The following is a 25,530-nucleotide window of genomic DNA, read 5'->3' as shown; positions in this document are numbered from 1 at the left end:
ACCGTTCGCCGACCGTCGTACGTCCCAGGAGCGGCAAAGGAGCAGCAATGGATCTGACGTTCGCCATCCCCATGTACAACGAGGAGGAGGTGGCCGGTGAGACCGTGACACGTGTCCTCAAGGCCGGGGTCGACTCCGGGCGCCGCTTCGAGGTGCTGGCGGTGGACGACGGCAGCACCGACGGAACGGCCCGTGTCCTGGCCGAACTCGCCGCGAGCCACGAGCATTTCCGCTGGGTGCAGCTACGTCCCAACTGCGGCCAGCCCGCCGCCAGCAAAGCCGGCATGCTCGCCGCCCGTGGCCGGATGGTGGCCGTCCTCGACGCCGACCTGCAGACCCCGCCCGAACTCGTGCCGCGGCTCGCCGACCGTCTGGAGCAGGCGGGGCCCGAGACCGTGGCCGTGTTCGGGACCACCTCCACGGCACACCGTGACGACCCGGCACGGCTGATGGCCGGACAAGCCGTCTTCTACTTCCTGCAGACCCGGCTCAGCCGCAGCCCCATCCCGCACGGCGCCAGCTCCTTCTTCGTGATGCGGGCGGACACCGCTCGGCATGTCGCGGGCCTGCGGTTCACCAAGGGCAACGTCGGCGCGGTGCTGGCAGCGCTGGGCCTGAGCATGGAATCCGTCGGGTACGAGAAGCCGGCCAGCTATCGCGAGGAGTCCCGGCTCGGCCTGCGTGGGCATGTCGAGGAGGGCCTGGGCTCGCTGGCGTTGACAGGAGCGCTCACCCGCTGTGCCGCGGCCACCGTCGCCGCCGGTCTCGGGGCGGTGGCGCTCACCCGGCGCGGGCCACTGGCGAGGGGCGGACTGGTCACCGCCGGGCTGGGTCTGCTGGGGCTCGGCGCGGCGGAGGGCTTCGCCCGCCGGTCGCTGACGGACTCGCCCGCACCACTGCCCGTCCACCCCGGCGAACCCGGCGCCGGGGGCGGTCCCGTCTGACCCGCAGGTTGTGCACGTGCACCGTCCACCGTCGATGAGCGAAGCGAGGGAACGTGCTATTAACCGTCATAGGGCAGGGCTATATCGGTCTGCCCGTATCAGTGGCGTTTGCCGCCGCGGGACACACGGTGTACGCGGCCGAGAGTGCGCCCGACCGTCATCAGGCGCTGGCCCGGGGCGATTCCTACATACCCGACGTCCCCTCGGGTGAGCTCCGGGCCCGCCTCGACAGCGGTCTCCTGCGTCCCGTCCGGGACGCCCGACTCGCGCCCGGCTCCGACGTGTACATCATCGCCACCCCGACTCCGCTGACCCCCGCGCGGGAACCCGATCTGCGGCTCGTGGAGGAGGCTTTGACGGCGATCGCCGCGACGGCGCGTCCGGGGGCCCTCATCGTGTTGGAGTCGACGGTGTACCCGGGAGCGCTGCGGCGGCACATCGCGCCGTTCTTCGAGCGGCTGACGCGTCTGCGGTCGGGTGAGGACGTCCACTTCGCCTACAGTCCCGAACGGGTCGACCCGGGGCGGGACCTCCCGCTGCGCGTGGTGCCCAAGTTGGTGTCCGGGCTGGATCACCGTGCGGTCAAACTGGCGCGGGAGCTGTACGAGACCGCCTTCGACGTCGTCGTCGAGGTGTCGAGCAGCGAGGTCGCCGAGTTCGCCAAGCTGTATGAGAACACCTTCCGTTACGTCAACGTCGCTTTCGTCAACGAGTTGAGCAAGGCGGCGCACGCCATGGCCGTCCCCTTCCGCGAGGTGGTCAGCGCCGCGGCCTCGAAGCCGTACGGGTTCATGTCCTTCCACCACGGACCGGGGGTCGGAGGGCACTGCCTGCCGAACAACATCCACTACCTCAACCACGCGATGAGCGCGGCGGGGCACCCGAGCGAGATGCTCGCGGTCGCCGAGCGCATCAACCTCTCCATGCCCGGGTACGCCGTGGAACGGCTGCGGCAGGGGCTGATGCGGCACGGCACCCCCCTGAGCGGAGCGCGGGTGCTCGTCCTCGGCCGGGCGTTCAAGGCGGGCGTCTCCGACACCCGCAACTCTCCGGCGCACACCGTGATCCGGCTGCTCACCGATGCCGGCACGCACGTCCGGGTGGCCGACCCGCTCGCGGGCACCGACCACGCCGAGGGGACCCGGTTCACCCCCGTCGAGCTGACGCGTGAGGAGTGCCGGGCGGCGGACGCCGTGATGCTGGTCACCGACCACGCGGGGGTCGACAGCCGGATGGTCCTCGAATCCAGCGGCCTCATCCTGGACTGCCGTGGCTGGTTCAAGGAGCCGGAGGTGGAGCAGCTGTGAACCAGGCTGCGCGACCCGCCCTTCAGATCACCTACGACGGACTGCGCCCCCAGCAGATCAGCGAGAAGTGGGCGGCGGAAGCGGGCGGCTTCGAGGCGTACGTCTTCGACGGGGCGGGCCTGGCCGAAGAGGCGGGCTGGCAGGCGCTGCGCGCGGGCCTGCGCACGGTGTCCGCACTCGGAGTGTCCGAGCTGACCTGCCACTTCCCCACGGAGAACGCCGACTGGGTGAACGACGACCACGCCTACCACATGCTGCTGCGATTCTGCGATGCGGCGGACGCCGCAGGGGCACGGGGTGTGGTGCTGCACGCCAACCAGTTCGTGCAGCAGGAGGATTGGCTCCGGCACGATCTGTCCGGCACCCGCGGGAAGGTGGTGGAACGGCTCGCCGAACTGGATGCCCGCCTCGCGGGCTCGCGGCTGTGGATCGGCGTGGAGAACCTCCCGGTCATCGGTGCCGAAGGCACCGACTACGACCCGGTGTTCGTCCGTCCCGACGACTATCTGCCGCTGCACGCACTCGGCTCCTCCCGGATCGGGGCGACCTGGGACATCTGTCACTGGGCTGTCACCTACGCCACCGACAGGGCCGTCGCCCAGCTCCAGCGCCGCCCACCGGAGGACGACGCGCTGGCGCTGCCGACGGTCCCTGTCAAGCACATCCACTTCTCCTCGTACACGGGCCTCGCGCTGCCCTTCACCGCGGGCCGTTGTCACGAGGGCGTACCACCGCAGGACGGCGACCCGGACCAGGAGGTGCTGGCCGCCATGGTGCGCGCGGCCCTCGCCGCCTCCGACGGTCAGGCACGCGTGGTGCTGGAGGTCCAGGAGGAGGACTACGAGAACCGCGTCAATTGCTGGCGCACTCGCGACTGGCTGCTGGGGCGGGCGCTGCCCGCAGCGGCCCGGTCGGTCGGCACGGACATCCGGCCGGCGGCTGGGGCGGACACACGAGTGGAGGGACGACGGCCATGAGGGAGCCGGAGGAGGTGCCTTACGCGCGCCCGTACTGGGACGCTGAGGAGGAGGCGCTGCTGCTGAGGGCGCTGCGCTCGGGGATGTGGACCAACGGGCCCCTGGTGCGGGAGTTCGAGGGCGCTCTCTCCCGCCTCACCGGCGCGGCGACGGTCGCGCTGTCCAGCGGCACGGCGGCGGTGCATGCCCTGCTGCACGCGCTGGGCTCCGGCAGGGACGGTCCCGCCTTGCTGATCACGCCGGCTCTGACGTTCGCCGCGGCCCCGGCTGCCGCCCTGCTGCAGGGCTGGGACGTGGCGCTGGCCGACGTCACCGAGGACGATCTCACCCTCAGCCCCACGAGTGTCGGGGAACTCCTGGAACGCACCAGCGGAGCCTATGCGTTGACGGTGGTGATGCCTGTGCACTACGCGGGGCACACCGCCGATGTCGCCGCGCTCGGCGCCCTGTGCTCCCGCTACGGCGCCGTCCTGGTCGAGGACGCCTGTCACGCGGCCGGTGCGCACTACGGGGGTACGGGACTGCCGGTGGGTTCCTGGCCGGATTCGCGCGCCGCCTACTTCAGCTTCCACCCCGTCAAACCGGTCGCCACCGGAGAGGGGGGCGCGGTGAGCAGCGGCGACACCAGCCTCGTAGAACGCCTGCGTGCTTACCGCAACCACTGCATGACTCCGCTTCCCGAGCACGAGGGCGACCTCGCGCCGTGGCCGTACACGGTGGCGGAGCCGGGGGCCAACCACCGGATGTCCGAACTGCACGCGGCCCTCGGCGTCGCCCAGGTCGGCCGCGTCGATGTCAGCCGGCGGGAGCGGGCCCGTCTCGCCGGGGAGTACCACCGTGCTCTGGCGGGGCTGCCCTCGGTCCGGACCGTGCCCCGCCGGCAGCGGCCCGGGTCCGCCCACCATCTGTTCCCGGTGGTCTTCGACCTCGGTCGGCTCGGGGTGAGCAAGCGCGCACTGCTGGAATTCTTCACCGAGCACCGCATCCGCTGTCAGGTGCACTACACACCACTGCACCGGCTGCCGGCCTTCGCGGGCACACCGACCCGGCTGCGCACCTCGCTCGACGTCACGGACGCGGCCTTCCCCGGTCTGGTCTCCCTGCCGCTGTGGCACGGGTTGGACTCCGCCGCCCACGAGCGGGTCGTCGACACCCTGCGGCGACTGGTTCTCCGAACAGGCGGCACCGGCCGCCCCCGCGTCGAAAGGACCGCATCGTGACCGCTCGTCGTGACACCCGAACCGCCCCCCGTACCCTGATCACCGGCGGCTTCGGTTTCCTCGCGGCCTGGACGGCGGCCGGGCTCCTGCGCTGCGGTCACGAGGTGATCGCCGTGGACAACCGGCCCGTCGGCGGGACCCCGCTCGACCTGGCCGGGCTGGCGGACGAGCCGGGGCTGACGACCGTGCGCGCCGACGTCACCCGGCCCGGCGCCCTGGACCCTTGCGGCGAGGTCGACCACGTCATCCACGCCGCCGCGGTCCTCGGCGTCGACGCGGTCCGCGCCGCGCCGACCGAGACTCTGCGCGTCAACATCGACGGCACCGCGACAGCTCTCGCGTACGCCGCGGCGCAGCCCGCGCTGCACCGCTTCGTGCTGCTGAGCACCAGCGAGGTCTACGGATCGGACGCGGGCGACGCGGCGGAGGGCGACTGGCTGTCGGTGCGCACGGACGACCCCCGCTGGTCCTACGCCGTCAGCAAGGTCACGGCCGAGTCGATGACGGCCGCGTACGGCACGGAACACGGTCTGCCGTACACCGTCGTCCGGCCCTTCAACGTGTACGGACCGCTGCGGGGAGGCTCCTACGCCGTGGGGAGGATGGCCCGCCAGGCGGTGCGGGGTGAGCCCGTCACCGTGCACGGCGACGGCAAGCAGGGCAGAACGTGGTGTCATGTGGAGGACTTCGCGCGTGGGCTGGTGGGTTGCCTCCGCAGTGACGAGGCCCTCGGTCACGCCTTCAACATCGGGGACGACCGGAACCATCTCACCGTCTCCGAACTGGCCCGGCTTCTGAAGGAGGTCAGCGGCAGTGCCTCTCCGGTGCGCCACATCGACCGCAACGGCCCCGACATCCAGAACCGCCGCCCCGACCTGAGCAGAGCCCGCACCCTGCTGGGGTACGAGCCGGAGCGGGACCTCGTCGAAGGACTGCGCGAGACGGTCCAGTGGATCAGCGGCGGTGCCCGGAACTGGCAGCCACGGCTGCGTCGGGCGGACTGGCCCTCGGCCGCTGTGCCCGGGGCGGGCGCGGCGGAACCAGGGGTCCGGCGGTGAACCGGCCCGGGGCACATCCGCCGCCCGGCGGCGAAGCGGTCGGCGCGGCCACCCTTGCGGAGGACGCCGAGGATCTGCGCTACCTCCCTCCCCCCGCCCGCCCCGCGATCGACCTGCACCCCTCCCGCACCGGCCCCCGCACGGTGGCCTCCGTCCTCCTGCGGCGGTCGCTCCACAGCGCCACCCGCACCCGGTTGGAGGCACGCCTGTCCGCCCAGTCGGGGCGTCCGCGCTGTGTGCTGACCCGGTCCGGGCGCAGCGCGCTGGTGCTGGCGCTGTCCTCGCTCGGCGCCGTACACGGACGTGAGGTGGTGCTGTCCACGCTCAACTGCCCCGCCGTCGCCGACGCCGTCCTGGCCGCGGGCGCCACGCCGGTTCTCGTCGACACGGACGAGCGGGACGGTCCCCACTACGGATCAGTGGATGTCCGGGGACGGGTCGTCGTCCTGACCAACGTGCTCGGGCTGGACGAGCACTCCCACCACGCGTGGTCGATCGCCGAACGTGGGGGCATCCCCGTGCTCGATCTGGCACAGGCGCTGCCCAGCGCCGCGGTCCTGGCCCGGTACCGGGCCAGCGGGTGGCCCCTCGTGCTGAGCTTCGGTGAGGGCAAGGCGTTGGGGGCCCTCGGCGGCGGCGCTCTGCTGGACTCCGGGACGGGGCCAGGGCGCGACACCGGCCCCTGGTCGCAGGGGCACGGGCCGGTCGGGGCGCGATCGCGCGGAGCGACCGCGCTGGGCCGTGGACTGGGCCAGTGGTGTCTGTCCCGGTCGCCCGCGCCGGTCCGCGCGGGCGCGGTACGGCGGCAGCGCCGCTCCCCGGGGTGGTCTCTCACCCGTGCCGACCATCTGCCCCTGGCGCCCGGCCCGGTACCCCGCGGGGCACCCGACCCTTGGGAGACGGCCGCGACGGCGACCTTGCTGGAGCGCGCCGACGTGTGGGCCACCGGCGCGGCAGAGGTACGACGGCGGGTGAGCGAGGCACTGGGCCCCGCGCTCCTCACCTGCCGGGTGGTGCCCTCGGAACCGGGACTGTCCGGCGGCATCGACCTGCTGTTCCGGGCCCCCGGGCTGCGCTACCCCTTCGCCCGAACGCTGGCCCGGCACGGCGTACCCAGCACCTGGAACCCCTATCCGCTGCATCGGACCCGGCCGTACGCGCGGTACGCGAACGGTCCGCTGCCCAGCGCCGATCTGCTGTGGCGCCGGGTGCTGACCGTCCCGGCACTGCCGCAACCCCGGCTGGATGCGCCCCTCCTGACCTCGGCTCTGCTCGCGGCCGACCGGGAGACCGCGCACAGGGGAGGCCGCGATGGGTGAGCGGCGCACACCCACGCGGCCCATGGGGACGTCGGATGTCAGTGTCCTGCCGGAGGACGTGTGGGCCGGGCGGATCAGCCGGTGTGCGCCGTCGCTGCCGTTCGCCGCCTCGCACTGGCTGCACCTGGGGCGGCGCGCCGACCCCCGGTCGCGCTTCCTGCCGCTGTCGGTGTCGCGGGCGGACGGGTCGGACGTCCTGGTGCCCGCCTTCGTCACCGCCCGGGACGGCGTGCGCATCGGGTGCTTCGGCTACGGAACGCTCGGCCTCCCCACGGACCCCACCGGCGTCATCGGCCTCCCGTGGCTCGCGGAACGGGTCAGGACGGCCGCGGGAGCCGGGCCGGTGCGTACCCTGCTCCCCCCGCCCGGCTCCGTGCCCGCGCTGGAGCGGACGGTGGGCGGCTGGCCCTCCCGTCCCGGCCCCCGCACGTACCTCCTGGATCTCTCCGGGGGCGCGCCCGGCGCCTGGCGGGCGGCGCGGGGCAAGGTGCGGACCGCCGTACGACGAGCGCGGGAAGCGGGCCTGCGGGCCGTGCCCGGCGGGCTCGAACACGCGAGCGCACTGGCGGACGGGTACAGCGAGACGATGGCCCGGCACGGGAGGCGGTCCCCGTACCGAGCCGAGGATCTGCGGTTCCTGCCCGGGGCGTCGAAGGAACCCGTGTCCGACACGGTGACCTGTGTCGTGCCGGACGCCGAAGGGCTGCTGGCCGCCTCCGTCTTCGCGTTCGCGGGAAGCACCGCCTTCCACATCATGCAGGTCACCTCGCAGCACGGTCGTCGCGTCAACGCCGGCCACCTGGCGCTGTTCAGTGCCCTGGAAACGCTCGCCGCGCGTGGTGTGCGATGCGTCGACCTGGGCTCCGCGGCAGGCCCGGGACAGGAGTTCTTCAAGCAGAACTGGGGCGGCGAGGCGGCGACGACCCGTCTCGTCCACTGGCCGCAGGAGGAGAGTTGACCGTAGTGAGCGCCCACCAGCCTGCCTACCTTCCGTGGCTGGGGTACTTCGGGAAGATCGCCGGCGCGGACCTGTTCGTCCTGCACGACCGCAGCCCCATCGGCCGCCGCAACGGCCTGAACAGCAACGTCATCCTCACCGCCAACGGGCCGCTGACGTTGACCGTGCCGCTCTCGGGTGCGGACGTGCGGAGCAAGCGGCCCCTGGACGAGATCCGGGTCGTCGACGACGGCTGGCGCCGCAGACACTGGCGGGCCCTCCAGACGGCCTACGGTCGCGCCCCGTACTTCGACCTGCACAGGGACTTCCTCGCCGACTACTACACCCGGGACCACGAGACCCTCGACGCGGTGTGCATACCCGTCATCGAGTACTGCGCCGCCGCCTTCGGCCTGAGCACCCCCCTGCGGCGGCTGTCAGAACTCGGCCTGCCCCCGGTCGACCGTCAGACCGTCATCCCCGCGCTGTGCGAGCGGTTCGGCGCCCGCAGATTCCTCGCGGGCCCGCACGCCGCCGACTACCTCGACTGGGACCTCATGAAACGTCACGGCCTGACCGTCGACCTGTTCCACTACCGACACCCCACCTATCCGCAGATGCACCGCGGCAGCGCCACGTTCGTCTCACACCTCTCCGCGCTGGACCTGCTGATGAACTGCGGGCCGCGCGCCGCCGACCTTCTGAAGGGCAGCGTCGGATGACCGGTGTGCTCGCCGTCGTCGCGCATCCGGACGACGAGGTCATCGGCCCCGGCGGGACCTTGGCCCGGCACGCGGGGGCAGGCGACCGGGTCCATGTGCTCATCCTCGCCGAGGGCAAGACCTCCCGCGGTCTCGCGGCCGGTGGTGCGGAGGCGGAACTCTCCCGCGAGGAGACGGCGACCGCCTGCGCCGAGCTGGGCGTCGCGGGCCACCGCAGGCTGGACCTGGCCGACAACATGCTCGACTCCTACCCGCTGCTGGAACTGGCCCGGCACATCGGGGACGAGGTGGCCAGGACCGAGCCGCGCATCGTGTACACGCACCACACCGGCGACCTCAACGCCGACCACGAACTCACCGCCCGCGCCACCGCGATCGCCTGCCGCCCGCACGTCAGCACCGTGGACTGGCTCCTCGGCTTCTCCACCCTGTCCTCCACCGAGGCCGGCTTCGGAGCACGTCCCGGCTTCGCGCCCGTGCTGTACGCGCCCATCGAGGAGACCCTGCCCGTCAAGCTGCGGGCGATGCGCGCCTACGCCTCGGAGCTGCGGGACTTCCCGCACCCCCGCTCCTTGCGGGCGATGCAGGCCCAGGCGGAGCTGTTCGGTGCCCATGCCGCCGTGCCGGCGGCGGAAGCGTTCACCGTGCTGCGCGGCACCTGGCGGCCACTCCCCCACGCCCTCCTCCCGCCGGACCCGGACCCGGCCCCGGACCCGAGGAGCAACCCGAGGGACCCCCGACCCCACGCGACGGAGCGATGATGACCGAGCCCCCCACCCACCTGATGGACGCCTCGTACGGAGGGATGTACGGCGACATGTCCGCGCGGCACTGGTGGTGGCGCGCACGCGAGCACAACCTGGGGCGGACTCTGCGCTCCTGCCGCACCTGGGGTCCCGGCCGGGCGAAGATCCTCGATGTCGGCTGCGCGGACGGCCTGAACTGGCGCACGTTGGAGCGGGAGGGCACGGTCGAGGGGATAGAGCCCGACGCCTCCCTGATTGCACCCGGCTCCCCCCACCGCCCGCGGATCGAGGTGACGGACTTCCTCACGGGCCGTCCCCGGAAGGCGGACCATGACCTGCTGGTCATGCTCGACGTCCTGGAACACATCGAGGACGAGCAGGCCGCGCTGGCACGGGTGCGCCGGCTTCTCGCACCGCGCGGGAGGTTCGTACTCACGGTCCCCGCGCTGCCCGCGCTGTGGAGCGAGTTCGACACCCTGAGCGGTCATTTCCGCAGGTACACCAGGGCCTCGCTGCACACCGCCCTGCATGGCGCGGGGCTGCGCGTGCTCGACGTGCGCTACTGCTCCGTGTGGACGGTGCCGCCGCTCTTCGCCCGTCGCTGGTTCTTCCGTGCCGCCCACACCGAGAACAGCAGTTTCGTCCAGCCGCCTCCTCGGCCGCTCAACCGGCTGCTGTTCGAGGTGAGCAGGGCCGAGCATGCCCTGACCCGTACCGTCCGCGCGCCCGTGGGCAGTTCGCTGCTGGCCATCGCCGCGCTTCCGCACGACGGCACCACGTGATCCGTCGCCCCGGTGCCGGCACCCCTGGGGTGCACGGCCTGACGAGAGACGACGCCATCCACCGCAGCACGCCCGCACGCCGGGCCGCTCCGGACGAGGCCCGAGGCCGCCCGCTGCCCGTGCACACCGGCATCCCACGCCCCGCGTACGCGTCCCCTCACCAGGCCCGCTGCCTGATCGCTCCCCGTCCACCGGGGCCCGGCGCCGGGTGTCGCGCCGATGCTCCGGCGGCCGGCCACCCGCGCGAGCGCCGGTGACCAGCCCGGGGCTGCGGCTGCCGAAGCCACGCCACGGGCGGATGCCCCTCTCGGGACCGGTCCGCGTCCTCGCCCTGACGGGGCTGGTCCGCGCCGTCGCGTTCGGATTCCTGTTGACCGTGAGTGTCCTCTACGGCACTCAGTTCATCGGCCTGTCCGCGCAGCAGGCCGGCCTCTCCATGACCGTCGCCGCGGCCTGCGGCGCGCTCGGTGGCATTCCCGCGGGCCGCGCTGCCGACGCCTTCGGCGCCCGGGGTACGGCCGTCGTGCTCGGCGTGGCGCAGGGCTGCGCCGGGCTCTTCTTCGTCCTGGCCGACACCTTCGCGGGGTTCGTCCTCGCCGCGAGCCTGGCCGTGGGCTGCCAGTCCGCCTCGGAGGCCGTCCGTGGGGCGCTGGTCGCCTCGCTGGTGGAAGGGGAGGGCCGGGTGCGCGCCCGCGCCTTTCTGCACGCCGTCGCGAACGCGGGCATGTCCCTCGGGGCGGTGGGCGGAGGGGTGGCGCTGGAGTCCCACTCCCGCACCGTGCTGCTGGCCGCCTTCGGCACCTGCGGACTGCTGTTCGCCCTGGCCGGTGCGGGATGCGCGCGGCTGCCACCCACACCCGCGGTGCCGCGACCCGCACGGCTCCCCGCGTCGGGCATGCTCAAAGACGCCCCGTTCGTGCTCTTCACGGTGCTCAATGTCCTGCTGGTCATGAACGACGGGCTGCTCACGGTCGTCCTGCCCTTGTGGATCGCGGAACGCACCGACGCGCCCCTGGGGGTGTACTCGGCCATTCTCGTGCTCAACACCGCCTGCGTCGTCCTCTTCCAGGTACGCGCCAGCCGTGGCACGGCCCGGCTCGCCGGAGGCGTACGGGCCCTACGCCGCTCCGGGTTGCTGCTTGCCGCCTGCTGCGTCCTCTTCCTCGCCGCCTCGGGACGCCCCGCGGGCTGGGCTGTCGTCCTGTTGCTCGCCGGTGCCCTCGTCCACGCGGTGGGGGAACTGGTGTACAGCGCGGGCTCATGGTCGATGGCGTTCGCCCTGGCACCGGACCACGCGCAGGGCCAGTACCAGGGAGTGTTCACCACCTCCATACACCTCGGCGGCATGGTGGCACCCGTCCTCGGAACGGCACTCATTCTGGGCGTGAACGAGCAGGTGGGATGGCTGGTGTTCGCCCTGCTCTTCGCCACCGCCGGTCTGCTGGCCCCCGTGGTGTCCAGGCTCGCCGCCCGGGGCTCTGTGTCCGCGCCGTCACCCCTCTGACACACCAGCGTGATTCCCCGCACGGCCACCTCCAGGTCGGCGGCAGAGTCATCTCGTCGGGCGGTGCGCGGCAGCGGAACGCAGCACAGCGCCTGCGGCGACGGTGGTCAGCCGCAGGCACGTGATCGGACGGCCGGTGACCTCAGCGGCGGTGTGCCCCCCGTGGCTCGGTCCGCCGCCGCAGGAGGAAGAACGCGGCGCCGGCCAGGGCCGCGGCACCGGCGCCGCCGATACCGATCACCCGAGTCGTACCGGCGCTCAAGAAGGAGGACCCGACGTCTTCCGCCGCCGTCACCTGGGGACTCGCGCCGGGAGCCGCGGCTGCGACCGGTGCGCCGCTGGTCGGTGTCGCGTCGGCCTTCGTGGAGGGGGACGCGGACGGGGAGGCGCTGGAGGCGGAGGGCGAGGGGGAGCCGGAGGGTGTCGCGGTACGCGAGGGAGCGGCGGCATCGTCGGTGGCGGTCGGGCGCGGCTTCGGTGCGGGGCCGCCGATCGTGCTGGTGATGGCGATGTCGTCGATGTAGAGGACCGCCTCGGCGGCGCCGTCCCGGAGCCTCTGTCCCTTCTCCGGACGCCAGCCGGGTCGGTAGGCGCCGATCCTGAAGTGCGGCGGCTGTCCGCGGTGGTAGTTGTTGGCACCCTGGTAGGAGCCCACGGCGGCGCCGTCCCGTGTGACGGCGATCGAACCGGTCGTGCTCGCGGAGGACCACGTGATGTCGAAGGTCCACTGGTTCCAGCGGCCCGGACGGGCCGCCCCGAGCGGGATGATCTTCTCCTGTATGACACCGCCGGTCATCCAGTGGACTTTCAGCCGCCAGTTGCCGCCGTTGACCGAGAGGGCCATGACGGGTTTGATCCGCATGGTGTCGTCCTGGGTGCTGAACCACTGGGTGACGATGGTGTCGAAGTCCCGGCTCTGCCAGTCGCCGGGGAGATAGTTGGCGAAGCTGAAGCGATGACTGCCCGCGTCGAGGCCCTTGATGACCAGTTCGGTCTTGAACGAACGTCCGTCGTTGGGAAGGTTGACCCGGGCGGCCATCCCGGACCTGCCTCCGGGCGCGGGTTGGAGGGCGACCCGGCCGGAGCCCTGGATCGCCATGAACGGCAGTTTCTGGGACCGCGATTCGAAGTCGTAGGAGTAGGAGTCGGCTGCGGCGGCCGGGGAGGTGGCGGCCCCGCCGAGGAGCAGCAGGGCGGTGGTGCAGGTGGTCAGGAGACGGGCGGGGTGACCGGCACGCGACAGCGGCTTTGCGGTGGGCATGAACGCATCCTCGGGAGGGCAGGGCTTCAGCCAAGGGCACACGGCAGGACGGCAGGCGAAGCCAGGGGGTGACCGGCCGAGAGGACGAGGACGGAGAGGGACTCTCGGGTCGACGGGACCGGGCACGCCGGAACTGCCCTGCGCCCCTCAAGATGTACCGCCACGCCGCGAGGCCCTCCGTACCGCGCTCAGGCGCCGGCCCGGTGGTGAAACTGCGCTGACCCTACTGGGCGGCGATGACGGAGAACCAGCAGAGATCACGGCTCGCGGAGTAACGAACCGATAACTGCACAGCCGCTGGCTGTGAGCCGCCCAGCCGTGGACATCCTGAGGGGACTCCGGGACTCCGGGGCTGAGGGCTGAGGGTCGAGAGCTGGGCCAAGATGCCGGACGACCAGCCTGCGAAATTTCGCCCGGCCTCTGCGTGACCACCACGAGGCCCGCGCCGGCTTCTCGCCCCCGCAGGGCTCGACCTGGTCCGTGGAGGCGAAGTGGTGAACCCCTCGGCCCAGCGAGCATCCGCCGGAGCGTGGCCGGTCCCTGATCGGCGAAGGTGAACACCCGACCAACTTGTATCTACAAGTATAGGGTGGGGAACGGATCCATGGCAGGTTCCCTCCATGACCTCTTCGACGGACACTGTCCCCGTCCGCTATGCACGGTGGAACGGCGTGGGCAGTGAGTTCACCCTCGTGTCGGACAGCACCCCCCGGGTCCCGGCCCGCGGGGAGCTGCTGGTGCGGATCGACCTGGCCACGGTGTGCGGCAGCGACCTGCACACCGTCGAGGGGAGACGGCCCTCCCCGGTGCCCGCCGTGCTCGGGCACGAGCAGGTGGGGACCGTGCTCGGGGTGGGTCCGGGAGGCGTGTCCTGTGTGGACGGAACCCCGGTGGTGCCCGGGATGCGGGTGGTGTGGTCGGTCACCGCGTCGTGCGGGAGCTGCGACCGGTGCGTACGCGGGCTGACCCAGAAATGCGTGAAGCTGAGCAAATACGGGCACCAACCGCTGCTGGAGGAGGCCCCGTTGACGGGAGGCTTCGCCACTCACTGCGTGGTCCTGCCGGGCACCGCCGTGGTGGCGGTGCCGGACACGCTGCCGGACACGGTGGCGAGTCCGGCGTCCTGCGCCACCGCGACTGCCGCCGCCGCGATGGTGGCCGCCGGTCCGGTCGCCGGCCGGCGGGTGCTGGTGACGGGCGCGGGGATGCTCGGTCTCACGGCAGTGGCCATGGCGGCGACGGCCGGGGCGAGCGTGAGCGCGGCGGACCCGGACCCGGCTCGGCGGCGGCAGGCTCTCACGTTCGGCGCGCGGGAGGTCGGTGACGGCTCGGCGCCGCTGGGCGCGTTCGACATCGCCATGGAGTTCTCGGGGCACCCGGACGGGGTGCGGACCTGTCTCGATTCCCTCGCGGTGGGCGGGGTGGCCGTGCTGGTGGGGTCGGTGTCCCCGGGCCAGCCGGTGGCGCTGGACCCCGAGGCGCTGGTCCGGGGCCTGCACACCGTCGTCGGCGTCCACAACTACCGGCCCGGGGACCTGCTGACGGCGGTGGAGTTCCTGGCCGCGCACCACGGCTCCGTCCCCTTCGCGGAGCTTGTGGGAACGGCCCACCCGCTGGACCAGGTGGACACCGCGATGGTGGCGGCACGGCACGGCGCCGCCCCGCGGCAGGCCCTGGCGCCCGGGCTGACGGGAGCGCCCGTCTGATCCGGGCCGAGCCCCGGCGGCGCCGATCCGCGCCCGCGGGTCGCCCGCGTCCGGTGTCACGGTCAGCTCGGCAGGGCGGCCCAGATCCTCGCCCTGGTGCAGGCTGAGGCCGAACCCCGGGAGTTCAAGGAGCCTGCCGGGCGCGGGCTCCCGAGCGCGTCCGCGGGATCACAGCATCGCCGTGCGCGCGGTGCGGGTGTTGGTGACGGTCACGGTGGCCACGTCGGGGCGGTAGCGGTCGTCGGACCATTCGATCGGCACCCCCTGGGAATCGGTCGTCAGCCGTCGCTCGCGCAACAGCGGCGATCCTTCCGGCACGTCCAGCAGCGCCGCGTCGGTGGCGTCGGCGGCGACCGCGTCGAAGGTGTGCCGCGCGGAATCCAGGTCCACTCCCCAGGTGGTCAGCAGCGCGTAGATCGAGCCGGCGTCGAGGTCCGCGTTGAGCAGAGGACGTCCGACCGGCTCGGTGTAGGTCATCCGCTCCAGCATCGCGGGCCGGCCGTCCAGCAGGCGCAGCCTCAGGAGTTGGACCACCAGGTCGTCGGGGTCGATCTGGAGGACGGCGGCCACCTTCGCGTCGGGACGCCGCAGCGCTATCTCCTGGAGTCGCTGGCCCGGCACATGACCGGTGATCTCGGCACGCGTGGTGAAGGACAGGAACGACTCGAACGGCTGGGTCGGTACGGCGTCCAGGACCACCGCGCGCTTGCCCTGGCCGCCGCCGATCAGGCCCTCGTCCCGCAGCGTGCCCAGCGCCTGCCGCACCGGACCGCGCGAGGCCGCGAACTCCTGGCAGAGGTCGGCTTCCGAGGGCAGTGCCTGGCCCACCTCGATCGCGCCGGTGCGAATACGCCGGCGCAACTCGGCCGCGACGGAGCGGTGTAGAGGTTCCTTCATGTTCCTGACTCTACAGGCAGCCACCGACCGTGATCGATCGGCTACCTGGACATGAACAGAGCACGACTTGTATCTACAAGCTCTTGCCATGGGCTCTCGGCCGCTGGAACAGTTTCGGCCAGGAGGTAACCATGACCAATGAAGGAATTCACCGCCGTTCGTTCGTAGTTGGGGGCGTGGCCACCACGCTCACCGCACTCGCCGCCACCCCGGCTCCCGCCCAGACCACGAACGCCGACACTCCAGCACCACGCGCGGCGGTGCTGGAGTTCCGTGACCCATGGACGCGCGCCACCGGTCTCGCCGAACTGCTGCGCCGCGCCGGATTCTCGGTGACGACACTGGACCTCACCCAGCCGGCCACCGCTCAGGAGGCCGACCTCATCGCCTTCGGCAGCTTCACCAACAACGACGCGCCCTACACCACCTACGTGGCCGAGCACGCGGCCTCGCTGGGCGCATTCGTCAAGGACGGCGGGGTGGTGCTGGACCTCGCGCAGTCCGACCAGCTCGGGGCGAACGTCTCGTACCTGCCCTCCCCCCTGCGAGCCGTCCGTACGGACACGGACTACGACACCGTCCATCCCGTCGCCACCGGCCACCCCTTGGTCTCCGCGCTGCCGGTGACCTCGGGCCGGGTGTTCACCGGCCGGGCGGCCGGTGTCCGGGTCAGCTGGGAGACGCTGGGGGCGTGGCAAGGGATGCGCGTCCTGCTGGCGTGTACGACGACCGGCTCCTCCCCGTGTCTGCTGGAGGGGGCGCACGGATCGGGCCGCTTCCTCGTCTCCAGCCTCTCCGTCGACAAGTGTTTCGACTCCGCCGGTGCGGCGATCCAGCCCGAGGCGGCCGTCAAGGACAGCGTCACGTTCGCCACCGCCCTCGCCGGTTACGTGACCCAGGTCCGAGCCGGCACCGCGCCCGCCGTGGTACCCACCCCCATGCCGTCCCAGACCTCGGTGGGTCCGCTGGTGGGCCATGTGGACGAGGTGAGTGCCCGCATCTGGGCGAGGCCGGGCCTGGATCCGGCGGCCCATCCGGACTGGCAGTGCGCCGTGCGCTCGGCCTCGGGCCGGTCCGTCACCGCGACAGGGCGGCTGACGACCGCCAACGACCAGACGCTCCTGCTGGACGTGACGGGCCTGACGGCGGACACCGAGTACGAGTTCACGATCACCCCGACGTCCGACGCGGCCGGTTTCACACCGCTGACCGGCTCCTTCACCACCGCGCCGAAGGCGGGGCAGCCCGCGGTCGTCACCATGGGGATGGGCTCGTGCGCGCCCTCCACGCCGAACACCGTCTGGACCCGGATACAGGACGAGGGCTGCGACAGCTTCGTGCTGCTCGGCGACACCCCGTACATCGACTCCGGCGACCTCGCGGTGGCGCGCACCGCGCACCGTACGTTCCTGATGCAGCCGGAGTTGGCGCGCCTGGTGGCGTCCATGCCCGTGTGGGGGACGTGGGACGACCACGACTTCGGCGGCAACGGCATCGACGGCAGCTTCGCCGGCAAGACGAACACCCGTACCGCCTTCGTCGACCACCGGGCCAACGCCACCTTCGGTCACGGAGACGACGACAAGCCGCTGACCGCGAGGACGGCCGGCCAGGGCCTCTACACCTCCTTCCGGCGCGGACCGGTCGAAGTGTTCCTCCTCGACCCGCGCTGGTTCAGCAACACCGGCGCGAGCTGGACCGACGGCACCAAGCCCACCTGTCTCGGGAAGGTCCAGTGGGAGTGGCTGCGTTCGAAGCTCACCAGCAGCACGGCCACCTTCAAGGCCATCGCCACCGGCATGATCTGGGACGACAAGGGCAACAGCGAGTCCGACGACTGGGCCACCTATCAGCACGAGAAGGACGCGATCCTCGATCTCATCAAGAACGAAGGCATCCCCGGATGCTTCCTCATCGGCGGTGACATCCATGTCTCACGCGCCCTGAACTACGGGCCGCGTGTCGGCTACGACCTGTGGCAGTACATCGTCAGCCCGCTGCACGAGCGGACGATCCCGAGCCTGAACATCCCGCACCCGAGTCTGGTGCACAGCGCCGTCGAGCCGCATGTGTTCCTCAAGCTGGTGGCCGACACCACGGTGTCTCCGGCGACACTCACCGCCACCTGGATCAACCGCGAGGGCAAGCAGATCTTCAAGGTCAGCCGGACGGCGACCGATCTCGGCCATCCCGCCTGACCATCCGGCTACCACCACATGAACAGAAGATGACTTGTCAAGACAAGTCGTTGACCGGTCACGGTGTGCACTGCCAGCGTGGGCGCACGTCTCCACCACACCGCGACCGGTCGCCGTGTGCGCTGCCGGCTCAGCCGCAGGTCTCTGGCACACCCCATCCTCATTCATCTCGGAGTCCACTGTGTCCGTCCGCCGTTCCACCTTCGTGTCCGCCCTCATGGCGGGCCTTGCCGCCACCTCCCTCCTCACCGGCTGCGGCGGCTCCGACGAGTCGGCCTCCTCCTCGGCGACCTGCCCGGACGGAAAGATCCGCTTCGGCGTCGAGCCGTTCGAGGACCCCGCCCGGCTCACCCCGGCCGCGAAGGTGCTCGCCGACGCGCTGTCGAAGTCCCTGGACTGTCCGGTCGAGCTGACGATCACCGAGGACTACTCGGCCGAGGTCCTCGCCATGGAGAACCGCAAGCTCGACATCGGCGTCTTCGGACCGCTGGGGTACGTGTTCGCCTCCAAGCGCGCCGATGCCGAGGCCCTCGCCTCCTTCGGCGACGCCGACGGCGAACTCTCCAGCTACACCGCCGGCATCTGGGTCCCCGCCAAGTCGCCGGTCACCTCCATCGAGGAGCTGCGCGGCAAGTCCCTCGCCCTCGCCTCGATCGGCTCCACCTCGGGCGACGCCCTGCCCCGCAAGGCCCTGCTGGACGCGGGCCTGGCCAAGGACGACGTGAAGCTCACCTACGCCGGAGGTCACCCCGAGGCCCTGCTCGCCCTGGTCAACGGCGCGGTCGACGCGGCCGAGATCAACTCGCAGCAGTTGGCCGGCGCGAAGGAGGCCGGCACCTTCGACCCCTCGAAGTTCCGCCGGGTCTGGAGCTCGGACCCCATACCCAACGACCCGATCACCGTCCGCGGTGACATGCCCGCCGAGTTCAAGACCGCCGTGCGTGACGCGCTCCTCGACCTGGACCCGGCCGCGGTCGGCAAGATCGGCGCCCTGCTCGACGTCAGCCCGCCCGGACCGCTGGTCCGCGTCGACGAGACCACCTACCAGCCGCTCTTCGAGCTGGCCGACTCGCTCGGACTGACCGAGGAGGACGTCTGATGCTGGCACTCGACGGGATCACCGTGCGCTTCGGCGACCGGCCCGTGCTGCACGGCGTGGACGTCACGGTCGCCCAGGGCGAGCTGCTGGCGGTGCTCGGCGCCAACGGCTCGGGCAAGTCGACGCTGCTGCGCGCCGCTGCCGGGCTCGTACCGGTGGACTCGGGCGCGGTGACCGTGGACGGGCGGGCACGTGAGCGGCTCGACATCGCGCTCGTCTTCCAGCAGATCCATCTCGTCCGCCGACGCTCCGTCCTCAGCAACGTGTGCGCCGGCGCGCTCGGCCGGCTTCCTCTGCGGTCCTCGCTGCTCCGGTTCCCCGACGCGGTGAAGGAGGAGGCGATGGCCTGCCTGGACCGGGTGGGCCTCGCCGACCGGGCCCACGACCGGGCCGGCAGCCTCTCCGGCGGCCAGCAGCAGCGCGTCGCCGTGGCACGGGCCCTGTGCCAGCGCTCCCCGGTGCTGCTGGCCGACGAACCGGTCTCCGCCCTCGACCCGGCCGCCTCCGAGCAGGTGCTCGCGCTGCTCGCCGAGCTGGCCCACGTCGAGCGGCTGGCCGTGCTCGCCGTCCTGCACCAGCCCGCCTACGCCGCGCGCCACGCCGACCGGGTCGTCGGCCTGCGCGCGGGCCGGGTCGTCCTCGACGGCGCCCCGGACCAGCCTGTCGACGCCCTGTACCGACCCGCGCCCCTGGAGGCCGTGTCATGACGACGGAGATCCGCCGCCTGCCCGTACCTCCCCGGCCCCGGGTCCCCAGGAAGCTGGCTGTGGGCGGGCTCGTCACGGCGCTCGTCGTGGCCGCGCACGTCGTGGCGTGGCGCACCACCGACGTGTCCTTCGGCGCACTGGCCGAGGGCTGGCGCGGCATGGTCGACTTCCTCTCCGAGGCCGTCCCGCCCGACCTGTCCTGGGGCGTCCTGGAACCCAGCTTCTCCGCCGCGCTCGTCACCCTGTGGATCGGTCTGCTGGGTACGACGCTGTCCGTGCCGTTCTCGCTGGTCCTGGCGCTGCTCGCGGCGCGGGGCACGGCACCGTCGGGCACGGTCTACCAGGCGGCGCGGTCCGTCCTGTCGTTCCTGCGCGCGGTCCCCGATGTCGTGTTCGCCCTGGTCTTCGTGACCGCCGTCGGCCTCGGGCCGTTCCCGGGTGTGCTCGCGCTGGTGTGCCACAACGTGGGGGTGATGGGCAAGCTCTGGGCCGAGGCACTGGAGGACGCCGATCCCGGGCCCGCGCAGGCTCTGCGGTCGGCCGGTGCGGGCCGTGTGCAGGTCGCCGTGCACGCCCTGCTGCCGACGGTGGCACCGCAGTTGGCCGGCCTGCTGCTCTACCGGTTCGACGTCAACGTCCGTTCCTCACTCGTGCTGGGCCTGGTGGGCGCGGGCGGCATCGGATTTCTCATCAACCAGTCCATCCGGCTGTTCAAGTTCGACGAGATGCTCACCCACATCCTCGTGGTCGTGGTCCTGATCGTCCTGGTGGACCGGCTGTCCGCCGCCGTCCGCAGCCGGCTCACCTGAGGGGATGCCCGTCGACCGACCCGGCCGTCCTGGGCCTTCCTCGACGGCGGCGTCGGTCCGGCGGCGGGTGCGCAGGGTCAGCAGCAGCGGCTCTGGGGCTGCGTCTCGCGCTGCCGTGTGCGCAGCACCTGGTACGCGCGGCGCGTCGGGACCGGCGCGAGGGGGTGACGGTGCCGGTGACGCTCGCAGTAGCGGTCGTACTCGGACTCCCCGGTCAGCTCCCGCAGGTACCAGAGCACCGCCCGCGCCCACCGCCGGATGTTCATGGCCGGGCACCCGCCAGCGGCTCACCGGCCCGCTCGGGCAGGTCGATGCGCGACTCGACGTACGGTGCCTCGGTGTTCGGCAGTGCGTCGGGCGAGCGTACGGCCCGTACGCACACCACGGCGGCGTTCACGATCACGACCGCGACCAGCAGCAGGAACAGTGCGATCAAGAGGCCGTCGACGGTGGAGTTGGTGACCACGGTGTGCATGTCGTCGAGGGACTTGGCGGGCGGCAGCACTTGCCCGGCGTCCAGGGCGTCGGCGTACTTGGCGCGCTGGGCGAAGAAGCCGACCCGGGGGTCGTCGGAGAAGATCTTCTGCCAGCCCGCGGTGAAGGTGATCGCGGTGACCCACGCGAGCGGCACGCCGGTGACCCAGGCCCAACGCAGCCTCCCGGACTTGATCAGGACCGTCGTGCAGACCGTCAGGGCGATGGCGGCGAGGAGCTGGTTGGCGATGCCGAAGAGCGGGAAGAGCTGGTTGATCCCGCCGAGGGGGTCGGTGACCCCGGTGTGGAGGAAGTAGCCCCAGGCCGCGACGACCAGGCCGCTGCACAGCCAGATGCCCGGCTTCCAGTTGACCCGGCCCATCGGCTTCCACACATGGCCGAGCATGTCCTGGAGCATGAACCGTCCGACCCGGGTGCCCGCGTCGACCGTGGTCAGGATGAACAGCGCCTCGAACATGATCGCGAAGTGGTACCAGAACGCCTTCGTCGAGGAGCCGCCGAAGACACCGGAGAAGATCTCCGACATGCCGACCGCGAGGCTCGGGGCGCCGCCGGTACGGGCGATCAGGGTCTGCTCTTCCACGGCCCGGGCCGCCTGTGTCAACTGCTCGGGGGTGATGGTGAAGCCGAGGCCGGCCACGGCCTGGGACGCCGACTCGGCCGTGGTGCCGAGGAGTCCGGCGGGGGCGTTCATCGCGTAGTACAGGCCCGGGTCCAGCGCCGCCGCGGCGATCAGCGCCATGACCGCGACGAACGACTCCATCAGCATGGCGCCGTAGCCGATCATCCGGACCTGGGACTCCTTCTGGATCAGCTTCGGAGTCGTACCGGAGGAGACCAGGGCGTGGAAGCCGGACAGGGCGCCGCAGGCGATGGTGATGAACAGGAAGGGGAAGAGGGAACCGGCGAAGACCGGGCCCGCGCCCGAGGTGGCGAACTCGCTGACGGCGTCCGTGCGCAGCACCGGAGTGGCCACGACCACGCCGATCGCGAGCAGGGCGATGGTGCCGATCTTCATGAAGGTGGAGAGGTAGTCGCGCGGGGCCAGCAGCATCCACACCGGGAGCACGGAGGCGACGAAGCCGTAGCCGATGAGGCAGAAGACGAGGGTCGTCGGGCTGAGGGTGAAGGTGGACGCGAGCGAGGAGTCCTGGACCCAACTGCCGCCGACGATCGCCAGCAGGAGCAGGGCGACGCCGATGAAGCTCGTCTCGACGACCCGGCCCGGGCGCACGCGGTGCAGCCAGAAGCCCATGAACAGGGCGATGGGGATGGTCATCGCGACGGAGAAGGTGCCCCACGGGGAGTGCGCGAGGGCATTGACGACGACCAGCGCCAGTACCCCCAGCAGGATGATCATGATGGCGAACACCGCGATCATGGCTGCCGCTCCGCCCGCCCGGCCGATCTCGTCGCGCGCCATCTGTCCGAGCGACTTGCCGTCCCGCCGCATGGACAGGAACAGGACCACCATGTCCTGCACCGCCCCCGCGAAGATCACCCCGGCGACGATCCAGAGCGTGCCCGGCAGATATCCCATCTGCGCCGCGAGGACCGGGCCGACCAGGGGGCCGGCGCCGGCGATCGCGGCGAAGTGGTGGCCCAGCAGCACCCGGCGGTCGGTGGGGTGGAAGTCGACACCGTCCTCAAGGCGCTCGGCCGGGGTGGCCCGGCGGTCGTCCGGCTTCAGCACCCGGCGGGCGATGAAGCGGGAGTAGAAGCGGTAGGCGATGGCGTAGGAGCCGAGGGCCGCGACGACCAGCCAGACCGCGGAGACCTCCTCGCCCCGGGCGAGGGCGAGAACGCCCCAGGCGACGGCGCCCAGCAGGGAGACCGTGGCCCAGAGCACGATCGCCCGAGGGGACACGCGTGACGTCTCGCCCGACCTGGGGTCGGGTTCGGGCAGGACTGTGGCGGGCATGGCAGCTCCTCACCGGAAGCGGTGCAAAGGGAAGAAACGCGGATCGAAACGGATCAGCGGCGTTGTCGGTCCGTCAGCGCGTACGCCGCGAGGAGACAGAGGCCGCACCCCGGCACCCAGGCGAGCTGGTACCAGTAGAAGAACGGCGTGCCCGCCAGTCGCGGCTCGGCGCCGGCGTACCAGGGGACCCACAGCAGACCCGCGGCGGGCGCGAGAAGCAGTACGGTGATCGCTACGCGTCGTAGCCGGTGATGACCGGTCCGTGCCATGACCTGCGCTCCTCTCCCGTTCGCTGAGGGTCTGTGCAAGAGTTGCCCACCCCCTGGAACCGGTTGACAGCAGATGGCCAGAAAGTTTCCCGCCTGTTTCTGTCATCCATCGCAGGGGTCCGCGCATCTCTTGCGCGAGGGTTCAGGCACACAAGGACGGTGACCCATGGCCGACGGCGCCATGACCGCGACGTTTCTCGCCGTGATCGGCGGAGCGTCGCTGCTCGCCGTGACCGCGCGGCGCCTGCGTCCGAGCGACCGGCTGCCGTCCCTGGAGGGCTGGGCGCTGGCCGACCGCAGTCTGGGCCCGGTGTGGACATGGTTCCTGCTCGGCGGCACGATCTTCACCGCGTACACCTTCACCGCCGTACCGGGCCTGGCCTACGGCAACGGCGCGCCCGCCTTCTTCGCGGTGCCGTACACGGTGATCGTCTGCCCGATCGCCTTCGTGCTGCTGAGCCGCCTGTGGGAAGTGGCCCGCCAGCACGGCTACATCACTGCGGCGGACTTCGTGCGCGGCCGGTACGGATCGTCCGCGCTGGCCCTGGTGGTCGCGCTGACCGGGATCCTGGCGACGATGCCGTATCTGGCGCTCCAACTGCTCGGCATACGGGCGGTGCTGGCGGCGGGAGGCTTCTCCCCCCGCAGCGTCACCGGGGACCTGGTGATGGTGGCGCTGTTCGCCGGGCTCGCGGTGGCCACCTACCGGCACGGGCTGCGGGCGCCGACGGTCATCTCCGCGCTCAAGGCGGTCGCCGTCTTCGTCTCGCTCACCGCGGTCACCTGGCTGGTCCTGGAGCGGCTCGGCCCACCGGGCCGGGTGTTCGACGGAGCCGCGGAGAAGCTCGGCGATCAGGCCCTGCTCCTCTCCCCCGCCCAGCAGCCCGCCTACGCCACCCTCGCCCTCGGCTCCGCGCTCGCCCTGCTCATGTACCCGCATGTGCTGACGGCCGGGTTCGCCGCCGACGGACCACGCACCCTGCGCAAGGTCTCCGTGGCCCTGCCCGCCTGGACCGCGCTGCTCGCCCTCTTCGGCTTCCTCGGCGTCGCGGCGCTCGCGGCGGGCGTGCCCGCGCCGGAAGGCGGCGCCGAGGCCGCCGTACCCCTGCTGGTCGACCGGCTCATGCCGGGGCCGCTGGCCGGGCTGGTGTTCGGCGCGATCATCGTGGGGGCGCTGGTTCCGGCGGCGGTGATGTCGATAGCGGCGGCCACCAGTTTCGTACGCAATGTGTATGTGGAGTACATGCATCCCACGGCCACGCCCAAGCGGCAGGTGCGCATCGCCAAAGCCGTGTCGCTCACCGCGAAGGTGGGGGCGGTGGCCTTCGTGTTCGGGCTGCGCGACCAGGACGCGATCAACCTCCAGTTGCTCGGCGGGGTCTGGATCCTGCAGATCTTCCCGGCCGTGGCCGTCGGGCTGTTCACCGGGCGGCTGCATCCGCGGGCGCTGCTCGCCGGGTGGGTCGTGGGCATGTCGGCCGGGACGTACCTGGTCGTGCGCGAGGGTTTCGCGTCCATCGTGCCGCTCGGCTCGGGGCCGCTGGAGATCTACGCCGGTCTCGCCGCGCTGCTGCTCAATCTGATCGTGGCGGTGGCCGGCACCGCCGTGCTGGAACATCGCGGCGTCCCGCGCGGCGCCGACCTGACCGACCTGCCGTCCCGCCTGACCGTCAGGCGGCGCCCGGAGACGAGAGCGGACCGATCATGAGACGCCCACCACCGACTCGCGCGCCCGAGCACTCCGTGGGGCTGCCGGGCCGGCGCCTCGCTCCCGCGCCGTCCGACCCGGCCGAACTGGAGCGCGAGGCCGCCCTCGCCCGCCTCTTCGACGTCCACTACTCGTCGATGCTGCGGCTGGCCGTGCTGCTCGGGGCGGACGACCCGGAGAACGTGGTGGCCGAGGCGTACTACCAGATCTACCGCAAGTGGCGACGGCTGCGGGACGTCGAGGCGGCGGAGGCGTATCTGCGCTCCACGGTCTGCAATCTGACGCGGATGCGCATACGCCACCTCCAGGTCGCCCGCAAGCACGTGGAGAACCCACCGGTCCCGCCGGACGGGTCCGTCGCCTCCGCCGAGAGCACGGCCCTGCTCCGTGACGACCAGCGGGTGCTCATCGACGCCCTGCAGCACCTGCCGTCCCGGCAGCGCGAGGCACTCGTGCTGAGGCACTGGCTCGGGCTGAAGGAGAGCGAGATCGCCGCCGTGATGGGGATCTCCTCCGGTTCGGTGAAGACCCACACGGCCCGCGGCATCGCCGCTCTGACCCGCGCGATGGAGGCCCGGCGATGAACGACACCGGTCCGGACCGCACCGAGCGCGAGCTGAGCGAGGCGCTCGCCGCGCTCGCCGACGGAGTGCATGCCGTCCCCGACGCCTACCGCACGGCACGCGGCGAGTGGCTGCGGCGCGAACGCCGACGCCGGTTCGTCCTCGCCGTCCTGATCGCCGTCGTCTTCACCCTGGCCACGCTGATCGGCCTGTGGGTGCTCAACCAGACGCCGTCGCACCCGGGCGTGATCTTCTCGACGACGACGGGCGGCCGTCCGGCGTTCCCCGCGTCTTAGCCCGTCCTCTTCGGTCCGAGGTCGAACCGGGCCTCGGAGCACGGGTATTGGTCCCGAGCGCATGCACGGCTGACCCGTCAATTCC

The 25,530-nt window shown here is 71.9% G+C and carries 24 protein-coding genes; 19 read left to right on the top strand and 5 right to left on the bottom strand.

What is annotated here, in order from left to right; translation table 11 throughout:
• Nucleotides 1–47 precede the first annotated feature (47 nt).
• The 11 genes from ACIQNG_RS33425 to ACIQNG_RS33375 all read left to right on the top strand — a co-directional run bounded on the left by ACIQNG_RS33425 (nucleotide 48) and on the right by ACIQNG_RS33375 (nucleotide 11,516).
• Nucleotides 48–944 (top strand): glycosyltransferase, encoded by an 897-nt coding sequence (locus ACIQNG_RS33425; RefSeq protein ID WP_401490268.1) that lies wholly within the window; start codon nucleotides 48–50, stop codon nucleotides 942–944.
• 53 nt (nucleotides 945–997) lie between these two features.
• The gene (locus ACIQNG_RS33420; protein ID WP_401490266.1) at nucleotides 998–2,251 is read left to right on the top strand and encodes a nucleotide sugar dehydrogenase; all 1,254 of its coding nucleotides are present in this window, start codon (nucleotides 998–1,000) and stop codon (nucleotides 2,249–2,251) included.
• Complete coding sequence (locus ACIQNG_RS33415; protein WP_401490264.1) at nucleotides 2,248–3,228, top strand: TIM barrel protein; 981 nt, start codon at nucleotides 2,248–2,250, stop codon at nucleotides 3,226–3,228. Before ACIQNG_RS33420 ends, ACIQNG_RS33415 begins: the two co-directional genes overlap by 4 nt.
• Nucleotides 3,225–4,448 carry a DegT/DnrJ/EryC1/StrS family aminotransferase gene (locus ACIQNG_RS33410; protein ID WP_401490262.1) on the top strand — a complete coding sequence of 408 codons (1,224 nt, stop codon included), beginning with the start codon at nucleotides 3,225–3,227 and terminating at the stop codon, nucleotides 4,446–4,448. The genes ACIQNG_RS33415 and ACIQNG_RS33410 overlap by 4 nt, the downstream gene beginning before the upstream one ends.
• Nucleotides 4,445–5,506: an NAD-dependent epimerase/dehydratase family protein gene (locus tag ACIQNG_RS33405; RefSeq protein ID WP_401490259.1), complete on the top strand. Its 1,062-nt coding sequence runs from the start codon at nucleotides 4,445–4,447 to the stop codon at nucleotides 5,504–5,506. Before ACIQNG_RS33410 ends, ACIQNG_RS33405 begins: the two co-directional genes overlap by 4 nt.
• Complete coding sequence (locus ACIQNG_RS33400) at nucleotides 5,503–6,825, top strand: DegT/DnrJ/EryC1/StrS family aminotransferase (protein ID WP_401490258.1); 1,323 nt, start codon at nucleotides 5,503–5,505, stop codon at nucleotides 6,823–6,825. Before ACIQNG_RS33405 ends, ACIQNG_RS33400 begins: the two co-directional genes overlap by 4 nt.
• A complete protein-coding gene (locus ACIQNG_RS33395; RefSeq protein WP_401490256.1) occupies nucleotides 6,818–7,783 on the top strand; it encodes a GNAT family N-acetyltransferase in 966 nt (321 codons plus the stop codon). Before ACIQNG_RS33400 ends, ACIQNG_RS33395 begins: the two co-directional genes overlap by 8 nt.
• 5 nt (nucleotides 7,784–7,788) lie before the next feature.
• Entirely contained in the window at nucleotides 7,789–8,484 is a 696-nt protein-coding gene (locus ACIQNG_RS33390) for a WbqC family protein (protein WP_401490367.1), read from the top strand.
• Complete coding sequence (locus ACIQNG_RS33385; protein WP_401490254.1) at nucleotides 8,481–9,245, top strand: PIG-L deacetylase family protein; 765 nt, start codon at nucleotides 8,481–8,483, stop codon at nucleotides 9,243–9,245. The genes ACIQNG_RS33390 and ACIQNG_RS33385 overlap by 4 nt, the downstream gene beginning before the upstream one ends.
• On the top strand, nucleotides 9,245–10,012 hold the full coding sequence (locus tag ACIQNG_RS33380) for a class I SAM-dependent methyltransferase (protein WP_401490252.1): 768 nt from the start codon (nucleotides 9,245–9,247) through the stop codon (nucleotides 10,010–10,012). The genes ACIQNG_RS33385 and ACIQNG_RS33380 overlap by 1 nt, the downstream gene beginning before the upstream one ends.
• A gap of 298 nt (nucleotides 10,013–10,310) precedes the next feature.
• Nucleotides 10,311–11,516: an MFS transporter gene (locus ACIQNG_RS33375; protein ID WP_401490250.1), complete on the top strand. Its 1,206-nt coding sequence runs from the start codon at nucleotides 10,311–10,313 to the stop codon at nucleotides 11,514–11,516.
• A gap of 142 nt (nucleotides 11,517–11,658) precedes the next feature.
• Here the strand turns inward: ACIQNG_RS33375 and ACIQNG_RS33370 are convergent, their stop codons facing one another.
• The gene (locus ACIQNG_RS33370) at nucleotides 11,659–12,777 is read right to left on the bottom strand and encodes a heparin lyase I family protein (RefSeq protein WP_401490248.1); all 1,119 of its coding nucleotides are present in this window, start codon (nucleotides 12,775–12,777) and stop codon (nucleotides 11,659–11,661) included.
• Nucleotides 12,778–13,397: 620 nt separating this feature from the next.
• On the opposite strand from ACIQNG_RS33370, the gene ACIQNG_RS33365 reads away from it, so the two are divergent.
• The gene (locus ACIQNG_RS33365; protein ID WP_401490246.1) at nucleotides 13,398–14,483 is read left to right on the top strand and encodes an alcohol dehydrogenase catalytic domain-containing protein; all 1,086 of its coding nucleotides are present in this window, start codon (nucleotides 13,398–13,400) and stop codon (nucleotides 14,481–14,483) included.
• Nucleotides 14,484–14,651: 168 nt separating this feature from the next.
• On the opposite strand, the gene ACIQNG_RS33360 is transcribed toward ACIQNG_RS33365, so the two are convergent.
• Entirely contained in the window at nucleotides 14,652–15,380 is a 729-nt protein-coding gene (locus ACIQNG_RS33360) for a GntR family transcriptional regulator (RefSeq protein ID WP_401490244.1), read from the bottom strand.
• A gap of 131 nt (nucleotides 15,381–15,511) precedes the next feature.
• On the opposite strand from ACIQNG_RS33360, the gene ACIQNG_RS33355 reads away from it, so the two are divergent.
• The 4 genes from ACIQNG_RS33355 (at nucleotide 15,512) to phnE (ending at nucleotide 20,193) form a co-directional block, all read left to right on the top strand.
• On the top strand, nucleotides 15,512–17,578 hold the full coding sequence (locus ACIQNG_RS33355; protein WP_401490243.1) for an alkaline phosphatase D family protein: 2,067 nt from the start codon (nucleotides 15,512–15,514) through the stop codon (nucleotides 17,576–17,578).
• A gap of 181 nt (nucleotides 17,579–17,759) precedes the next feature.
• Nucleotides 17,760–18,677 (top strand): phosphate/phosphite/phosphonate ABC transporter substrate-binding protein, encoded by a 918-nt coding sequence (locus ACIQNG_RS33350; protein ID WP_401490241.1) that lies wholly within the window; start codon nucleotides 17,760–17,762, stop codon nucleotides 18,675–18,677.
• Nucleotides 18,677–19,384 carry a phosphonate ABC transporter ATP-binding protein gene (locus tag ACIQNG_RS33345; protein WP_401490240.1) on the top strand — a complete coding sequence of 236 codons (708 nt, stop codon included), beginning with the start codon at nucleotides 18,677–18,679 and terminating at the stop codon, nucleotides 19,382–19,384. Before ACIQNG_RS33350 ends, ACIQNG_RS33345 begins: the two co-directional genes overlap by 1 nt.
• Nucleotides 19,381–20,193, top strand: a complete 813-nt coding sequence (phnE, locus tag ACIQNG_RS33340; RefSeq protein WP_401440339.1) for a phosphonate ABC transporter, permease protein PhnE — start codon at nucleotides 19,381–19,383, stop codon at nucleotides 20,191–20,193. Before ACIQNG_RS33345 ends, phnE begins: the two co-directional genes overlap by 4 nt.
• Before the next feature lie 77 nt (nucleotides 20,194–20,270).
• Here the strand turns inward: phnE and ACIQNG_RS33335 are convergent, their stop codons facing one another.
• Genes ACIQNG_RS33335 through ACIQNG_RS33325 form a run of 3 tightly spaced genes read right to left on the bottom strand, consistent with a single transcriptional unit; the run spans nucleotide 20,271 to nucleotide 22,878 of the window.
• Nucleotides 20,271–20,459 carry a YbdD/YjiX family protein gene (locus ACIQNG_RS33335; RefSeq protein ID WP_401440337.1) on the bottom strand — a complete coding sequence of 63 codons (189 nt, stop codon included), beginning with the start codon at nucleotides 20,457–20,459 and terminating at the stop codon, nucleotides 20,271–20,273.
• A complete protein-coding gene (locus ACIQNG_RS33330; protein WP_401490237.1) occupies nucleotides 20,456–22,609 on the bottom strand; it encodes a carbon starvation CstA family protein in 2,154 nt (717 codons plus the stop codon). The genes ACIQNG_RS33335 and ACIQNG_RS33330 overlap by 4 nt, the downstream gene beginning before the upstream one ends.
• A gap of 53 nt (nucleotides 22,610–22,662) precedes the next feature.
• Nucleotides 22,663–22,878: a DUF3311 domain-containing protein gene (locus tag ACIQNG_RS33325; protein WP_401440333.1), complete on the bottom strand. Its 216-nt coding sequence runs from the start codon at nucleotides 22,876–22,878 to the stop codon at nucleotides 22,663–22,665.
• Nucleotides 22,879–23,044: 166 nt separating this feature from the next.
• Here ACIQNG_RS33325 and ACIQNG_RS33320 point away from each other — a divergent pair, with 166 nt between their 5' ends.
• Genes ACIQNG_RS33320 through ACIQNG_RS33310 form a run of 3 tightly spaced genes read left to right on the top strand, consistent with a single transcriptional unit; the run spans nucleotide 23,045 to nucleotide 25,445 of the window.
• The gene (locus ACIQNG_RS33320; protein WP_401490235.1) at nucleotides 23,045–24,586 is read left to right on the top strand and encodes a sodium:solute symporter; all 1,542 of its coding nucleotides are present in this window, start codon (nucleotides 23,045–23,047) and stop codon (nucleotides 24,584–24,586) included.
• On the top strand, nucleotides 24,583–25,170 hold the full coding sequence (locus tag ACIQNG_RS33315; protein WP_401490233.1) for an RNA polymerase sigma factor: 588 nt from the start codon (nucleotides 24,583–24,585) through the stop codon (nucleotides 25,168–25,170). The genes ACIQNG_RS33320 and ACIQNG_RS33315 overlap by 4 nt, the downstream gene beginning before the upstream one ends.
• The gene (locus tag ACIQNG_RS33310; protein ID WP_401490231.1) at nucleotides 25,167–25,445 is read left to right on the top strand and encodes a hypothetical protein; all 279 of its coding nucleotides are present in this window, start codon (nucleotides 25,167–25,169) and stop codon (nucleotides 25,443–25,445) included. Before ACIQNG_RS33315 ends, ACIQNG_RS33310 begins: the two co-directional genes overlap by 4 nt.
• Nucleotides 25,446–25,530 lie beyond the last annotated feature (85 nt).

It is taken from the genome of Streptomyces sp. NPDC091377 (assembly GCF_044757045.1).
Lineage (GTDB): Bacteria > Actinomycetota > Actinomycetes > Streptomycetales > Streptomycetaceae > Streptomyces.
Note: the sequence above shows the minus strand (reverse complement) of the source record. Positions and strands in the feature narration are given on the sequence as shown.